General features: G+C 42.8%; 9 protein-coding genes and 1 pseudogene. 3 read left to right on the forward strand and 7 right to left on the reverse strand.

Going from position 1 to position 6416, the window contains the following annotated elements; all coding sequences use genetic code 11:
• Nucleotides 1-126: 126 nt before the first annotated feature.
• The 5 genes and pseudogenes from K4039_RS29580 to K4039_RS29600 form a co-directional block, all read right to left on the reverse strand.
• Nucleotides 127-717, reverse strand: a pseudogene (locus K4039_RS29580) (IS1 family transposase); the annotation flags it as partial.
• 227 nt (nucleotides 718-944) lie between these two features.
• Nucleotides 945-1361: a nuclear transport factor 2 family protein gene (locus tag K4039_RS29585; protein ID WP_265240093.1), complete on the reverse strand. Its 417-nt coding sequence runs from the start codon at nucleotides 1359-1361 to the stop codon at nucleotides 945-947.
• A 164-nt stretch (nucleotides 1362-1525) separates the two neighbouring features.
• Nucleotides 1526-2488 carry a pyridoxamine 5'-phosphate oxidase family protein gene (locus K4039_RS29590; protein WP_265240094.1) on the reverse strand — a complete coding sequence of 321 codons (963 nt, stop codon included), beginning with the start codon at nucleotides 2486-2488 and terminating at the stop codon, nucleotides 1526-1528.
• Nucleotides 2489-2522: 34 nt separating this feature from the next.
• Nucleotides 2523-3122 carry a glutathione S-transferase family protein gene (locus K4039_RS29595; RefSeq protein ID WP_265240095.1) on the reverse strand — a complete coding sequence of 200 codons (600 nt, stop codon included), beginning with the start codon at nucleotides 3120-3122 and terminating at the stop codon, nucleotides 2523-2525.
• 33 nt (nucleotides 3123-3155) lie between these two features.
• Complete coding sequence (locus K4039_RS29600) at nucleotides 3156-3869, reverse strand: SDR family NAD(P)-dependent oxidoreductase (RefSeq protein WP_265240096.1); 714 nt, start codon at nucleotides 3867-3869, stop codon at nucleotides 3156-3158.
• Between K4039_RS29600 and K4039_RS29605 the strand changes: the two genes are divergently transcribed.
• Both K4039_RS29605 and K4039_RS29610 read left to right on the forward strand, forming a co-directional pair.
• Nucleotides 3868-4320, forward strand: a complete 453-nt coding sequence (locus tag K4039_RS29605) for a transposase family protein (RefSeq protein ID WP_265240097.1) — start codon at nucleotides 3868-3870, stop codon at nucleotides 4318-4320. The two genes, K4039_RS29600 and K4039_RS29605, sit on opposite strands and share 2 nt — an antisense overlap.
• A gap of 96 nt (nucleotides 4321-4416) precedes the next feature.
• Nucleotides 4417-5022, forward strand: coding sequence for a transposase (locus tag K4039_RS29610; RefSeq protein ID WP_265240099.1), 606 nt, complete (start codon nucleotides 4417-4419; stop codon nucleotides 5020-5022).
• Here the strand turns inward: K4039_RS29610 and K4039_RS29615 are convergent.
• Nucleotides 5015-5269: an SDR family NAD(P)-dependent oxidoreductase gene (locus K4039_RS29615; protein ID WP_265240100.1), complete on the reverse strand. Its 255-nt coding sequence runs from the start codon at nucleotides 5267-5269 to the stop codon at nucleotides 5015-5017. The genes K4039_RS29610 and K4039_RS29615 overlap by 8 nt on opposite strands.
• 96 nt (nucleotides 5270-5365) lie before the next feature.
• Nucleotides 5366-5650, reverse strand: coding sequence for a hypothetical protein (locus K4039_RS29620; protein WP_265240102.1), 285 nt, complete (start codon nucleotides 5648-5650; stop codon nucleotides 5366-5368).
• 82 nt (nucleotides 5651-5732) lie between these two features.
• Between K4039_RS29620 and K4039_RS29625 the strand changes: the two genes are divergently transcribed.
• On the forward strand, nucleotides 5733-6416 hold a 684-nt coding region (locus K4039_RS29625; protein ID WP_265240103.1), incomplete at its 3' end, for an ISAs1 family transposase.

The raw sequence follows: 6416 nt of genomic DNA on the forward strand, positions 1-6416 counted from the left end.
AATCAAAATTTAGCGGTCAAGCAGTAAATGCGTGATTTTTGTGGCTGAATTAAGATATTTGTAGAATCAAATAAGTTATACACTGTCGAAAAATTAAGATTTACCGCAACTTATTGAGCGGATACGTCTTAGTCTTGTATTTTCCCCTTCGACTCGTGTCATATAAGTCTTACTAACAATCTGATCTCCATCAGGAATAAACATCGGATATACAGACCATCCATCTGTTACATAAAAGTAACATTTCCATTCACTTACTTTGTCCCATAATGGTTCAAATGTCTTAGCGCTATGATCCCCTAATACCCATCCTAAAATTCCTGGCTTAAAGTGGTCTACCGCTGTCCACAGCCAGATCTTATCTGTTTTTTTTTTCACATAAGTTTGTAATTCATCGAGTTCACCAACTTCTGGAATGACTTCAGGGTCATAAACATCTGGCAACAGTTTTCCGACTTGTTTGACCCAATTCATTACTGTGGTATGATGGACTCCCTTAACTCGTTCTATTGCCCGTAAACCCATGCCATTGACATACATTTTTAGGCAATCACGTTTGATAGCCTCGCTATAACCTCGCCCTGGCTCATACTCATTGATGAATTGACGACCGCATTGCACGCAAATGTGGTTCTGTTTTCCTTTTTTCTTGCCATTTTTACGGATATGGGTTGATTTACATTCGCTTGCGTTGCATAAATTATTCCTCCTATTCATACTCTAACTCAGCAACGCCTGAAAAAAAGATTAAAAATGCGAAGGCTTGCACTGTAAAGCTTACAGAGGCTTTAAAAAACTGTCCGAAGTATTGTTGACAATAAAGATTAATTTAGCATCAAGCTACAGATCTAAAGTCTTTCCCCAGCAAGAAGTTATCTTACCTGAATCCTTACCTTGTGACTTATTTATGCCTTCTCTTATTCCCCAATCTTAGACCTGAATCCTTACGTGCGAAACTTTCGTTCAGATTCTTGGATGGGTAAATCATTAATGCAGGCAAATCGACGCATCATTAGACCGTTATCAGCAAATTCCCAGTTTTCATTACCATAGGAGCGATACCAGAAGCCAGAATCATTGTGCCACTCATATTCAAATCGCACCGCAATCCGATTATCCATAAAGCACCAAAGCTCTTTTTTCAGGCGATAGTCTAGTTCTTTCTCCCATTTGTGTTTGAGAAATGCTTTGATCGCGGTTCGTCCATTCAGAAACTCCGATCGATTCCGCCACTCAGAATCTTCGGTGTATGCTAGGGAAACTCGCTCTGGATCGCGGGTATTCCAGGCATCTTCAGCAATTTGTACTTTCGCTAAGGCAGTTTCTACGGTAAATGGTGGGAGAGGGAGTTTAGCTTCCATAAAAGTTGGTTTGTAGATAAGTTAATCAAGATTGGTTAGTGTCAAGAAGTTTTCGGCACTGGCAAATTGCAATTGTGAAATACTTTGGCTGTAAGGCTTTAAAAAATTAAGTTTCTTGGTGGCGAAAACTTCGTGACACTAACAAGATTAAATAAGCCATTCCCTCACCAAGAACCTGTGGGATCTAGGAAAGGTGAGAATGCTGGCGATGACCAACGCAGTGGGAGGCTACCCTCTACCCGATAGCCACGATCGAGGTGGAAGCGAAACAATCGCTCTGCTCCCTCGTAGTCATTGATTTGGGCCCCTTCCCAAATCACTTCGGCTGTGCCAGTAAGGTAAAGCAGGTTGCTCCGCTCAAAATCCACAAATAGTAGTCCTGCACGAGGATTTAACTCTAGGTTGCCAAAGGTATTAAATTGACAATTACCAGAGAAGTCGGGAACGGTCAGTGTATAGTCATCGTCTAGCCGCACAAAGCCTGGTTTGCCACCGCGATGAGAAACATCTACCCCACTAGCAATGCCCGCCGATGTGTTTTGATAAGCGGTTGCAATGAAGAGGGTGTCAGCGATCGCGATCGCGGCCCGTTCTTCCGATCCAAGCATTTGGAATTGATGGATCGATCCCGGTGTTGCTGAATCTTGCTCAATTAGCTCAAACATCCGAGCTTGAATATATTTGGGACAGTTGCCAAAGCTTTGTCCCACTTGCACCTCAAAGCGATCCGAGTCAATTGCTGTGACAGTACCATTCACACGATTGCGACGACGGGTATGGAGTTCAATTCCGAGCAAGCCGATATCGATGCGATCGGCAAGAGTATTTGTTAGAGGATCGCCAAACAGGGGCTTGGCGGCAACCTGCAAGGTGCGATCGTCTGGTGAAGACAAAAAGCCCGGTTCCCCTACCAGAATTGAAGCCCAAGGGCTACCTGTGGCATCCACCGTGCCCACAATTATGTAAGGAAGTTGGGGGAAGAACTGCCGAAACTGATCGGGCAGATATTCCCGAATCATTTGTCGTCCTTGCCTATCCATCTTCGCCTGTGTGCCCATTCGGCCTTGAATTGCTAGTTCACCCGCATGAAACGGCGATTCGGTTCTTGTCCAGCCTGGGATTGCCATGTGTTACCTCTCTTCTTAAGATGTGTTGGTTCACCTACATTCCTGCCATTGGGATATAGCCAGGGAGTTGTTTGATGCGATCGATCCAAGTCAGGACATTGGGATAGGGTGCGAGGTCAATCTTGCCATCGTCCGCCAGAGCAACGTAGGGAAAAACTGCGATATCGGCGATCGTCGGGCGATCGAATTCTAACCAGTTTCGCGTACTCAAATGTTGGTCTAATTGAGTCAGGATATTCTTTGCTTGCTGGTGTGCCCGTTCGATATTGATGTTGGTAACCCCAAACAAATAATAAAGTCGGGAATGTTCAGGGCCCTGGCGAATTTCTCCAGCAGTTGTCGATAGCCAGCGAACGACTTGAGCCAACGGGAGTGCATCCAACGGGAGCCAACTATCGCCGCCATACTGCCGCGCCAAGTACACCAAAATAGCTTGAGCATCCGCTAGTTTGGTATCGCCATCGATCAACAGAGGAACTTGACCAAATGGATTGAGGGCAAGATATTCCGGCGATTTTTGTTCGCCTTTCATCACATCCACTTTGACCCATTCATATTCGATGTTTAACAGTTCCAGCAACAGTCTTGGTTTGTAGCTGTTACCAGACATTTCGTGACCGTAAAGCTTAATCATGATGTTTCTCTTTTGAGTGTAAATATGAGTGATTTAGGAAAGCCCTATTCCCTGCTTCGCATTGGCGGTGGAAGCCTGCCAGATATCTTCAAATCGCTGATATTCTTCGATATCTGAAGAAAGTTTTTGGATAAGCCTCGGCAATGCTCTGGGACCGATCGCTAGGTGAATGGGTGGGTCAGGTAATTCCACAACTTTCAACATTGCCTGAACACCCATCGCTGCATCACCACGAACAGATTCAGCGGAATACTTAGCCATTTGCTCTCGAAGGAAATCGTACTCTGGCATCGGATGAGCTGAAATTAAAGAACGGTCTTCAAAGTCAGTAGCAAAGCCTCCTGGCTCAATGACTATAACCTTGATACCAAATGGTTTAAGTTCCTGCGCGAGGGACTCTGAAAGACCTTCAACTGCAAATTTAGAGGCATGATAAAGTCCCAGTCTTGGCACTGTCATCCGTCCGCCCACTGAAGAAATGTTCAAGATATGACCGGAACCTTGTTGTCTGAGAAGGGGGATGACTACGCGAGTCACATTCAAAAGACCAAAGACATTGGTTTCAAATTGGTTGCGAATTTGCTGATCGCTCACTTCCTCAATCGCGCCCATTAATCCATACCCCGCGTTGTTCACGAGTACATCAATTCTCTCGAATGCCTCTAAACCACTTTGCACAGCAGGGGTCTTCTGGGTTTGAGGTGTAAACTGTATAATATATGAACTTTCTGCTAGAGCGTCGCTCATGGATTTTCATCTTGACGGATTACTCAATTTGCCAGACATTACGATTGAAAGATGTATTAAAAATGATACAAAAACAATTCTAAAAGTTGGTTTTTTGACTGATCATGCTACTTGCCCTCACTGTCAACAGTCCAGAGATGAACTCCATCAGATTCGGACAATCTTGATTCGAGATTTACCGATTTCAGGTCAGTTAATCGAATTGGAAATTCCTCGTCGCCAATACTACTGTAACAATTGTCAAAAATATTTCACAGAGCAACTGTGTTTTGTTGATGAAGGTCGGCGCTATACTCAACGATATGAGGAGTATATTTATCACCGTGTTCAGGTGACAACGGTGGAACAGGTAAAACGAGAGGAAGAATTAAGTTGGGCTCAAGTTCAAGGAATTTTCAATCATCAGCGATTGCAAGTAAAAAAGTCTCATGGGGAGCGGTTAAACGTCTGAGTATCGATGAAATCAGTATGAGAAAAGGGCATCAAGATTTTGTGACTGTAGTCTCCGATATTGACCAAAGTCAATTGATTGAAGTTATCGATAGTCATGAACAGCAAACAAATTATGGAAATCCTTATGCAGCAACCGATTGAGGTTCATGAACAGGTATCAGAAGTGAGTGTAGATATGTGGGGTGGTTTTCCAAAAGTGATCCAAAAAGTTTTTCCGAATGCGATTGTAGTGTATGACCGATTTCATGTGATGAAATATGTGAATGAGGAATTGAATAAAATCCGAATACAAAGCAATATTAAAGGAAAAGGTAGCAGATTTATTGTCCTGAAAAATGGTGTAGATTTAAAAGAAGAGGAACGGATTAAATTGGCTACAGTTTTAAGTCAATCTAAGCGTCTTAAGCTTGCCTATGAATTGAAGGAAGAATTCAGAGAGATTTTTGAAAGTCATCATAGTGTGGAAGAGGGGAAAAAATTACTGCTTGAATGGATTAAGAAAGCACAATCGATTTACATTGATACCCTAACCATGCTTCGCAATCATATCGATGGAATTTGTAACTATTTCTTGAACCGAACAACGAGTGGTGTGATGGAGGGAATCAACAATCGCCTCAAACTGATTAAACGTCAAGCCTATGGATTTGTTAATTTTGACAATTTTCGAGATCGACTATTAGCTTGCTTTTCTAATTAGTCTTTCTTATCACCGCAAACCCAGAAGACCCCACAGCAGTTTGAATGCTTGTCTGGTCAGTCACATCCAAGCGAACCGCTTTTGCAGTTTTCGGATAGTTGTGCTCCAGGTCTTGAATTTGGCTGACATTGCGAGCCGTGGCTATCACGCGATCGCCCTTATCTAAAGCAGCCTCAGCCAAAGCACGACCAAAGCCCGTTGAGCTACCTGTAATCAGCCACACGCGAGATGATTCTTTACCAATCATGATAATTTGTGCTCCAAATTCACTCTAGCAAATCTAGATCAGCCGTCGGCAGCAAAAAACCCTAAGCCTGACTGTCAAGACTTAGGGTTTTAGATTTTAGATTTGAACGAGCTCACGAACAAATTCTTTAAAAAGCAACTTAACCGCCTTAGCCGCAACACGCGATCGAATCAGTCGCACCGGCCGACCGCTAAGTTTTTCAGCATCCATAATTTCACCAAGCCTATCGCCAATGTCATTCTTTAGGCGCGATCGACTCGGCTCAATTCGAGTAAACACCCATTGCCAAAGAGCTTTACGACATAAATCAGAACCGCCAACAACCTTAGATTTATGTAAATCACCGCTGGATTCTTGGGAAGGAGCGCAGGGCGAACGCATCTAAAATTTATGTTAGCAGAATATGGTATATTGGAGAATAATTATTGATTACATACGAAACATTTAAGCAGAGTTAGTTCTTATGAAACTCAAGCCTAAAATCACCATTGCTGACCATTTTGCTGACTTAGAAGATCCAAGGATTGAGCGAACGAAACGCCATCAATTAATTGATATTATTACCATCTCAATTTGTGCCGTGATTTGTGGTGCTGACACATGGGTGGATATCGAAAGTTACGGTCTATCTAAATATGAATGGTTAAAAAAGTTTTTAGAATTGCCGAATGGCATACCTTCACACGACACAATTGCGCGAGTATTTTCTCGTCTCAAACCCGAGCAGTTTCAGAAATGTTTTTTGAGTTGGATTCAATCTATTAGCTGCTTCAATCCAGGAGAACTAATCGCAATTGATGGGAAAACTCTTCGCCATTCTTACGATCGGGGAGGAGATAAAAAAGCGATTCATATGGTTAGTGCTTGGGCTACCAGTCAAAGATTAGTTTTAGGGCAAGTTAAAGTTAACAAAAAATCCAATGAAATCACAGCAATTCCGGCTTTACTCAAAGTATTAGAATTAAACGGAAGCATTGTCACCATTGATGCGATGGGCTGTCAGAGGTCAATTGTGAAGTCAATTGTTGAACAGGGGGGAGACTACGTAATCACCTTAAAAAAGAACCAGCCATCCCTATATGCCAGAGTAGAGGAGTTGTTTAAACAAGCAATTAGCCAAGGATTTTCTGGCTTTACACATACGGTT

The organism is Lyngbya sp. CCAP 1446/10, from assembly GCF_026130175.1.
GTDB lineage: Bacteria > Cyanobacteriota > Cyanobacteriia > Cyanobacteriales > Microcoleaceae > Microcoleus.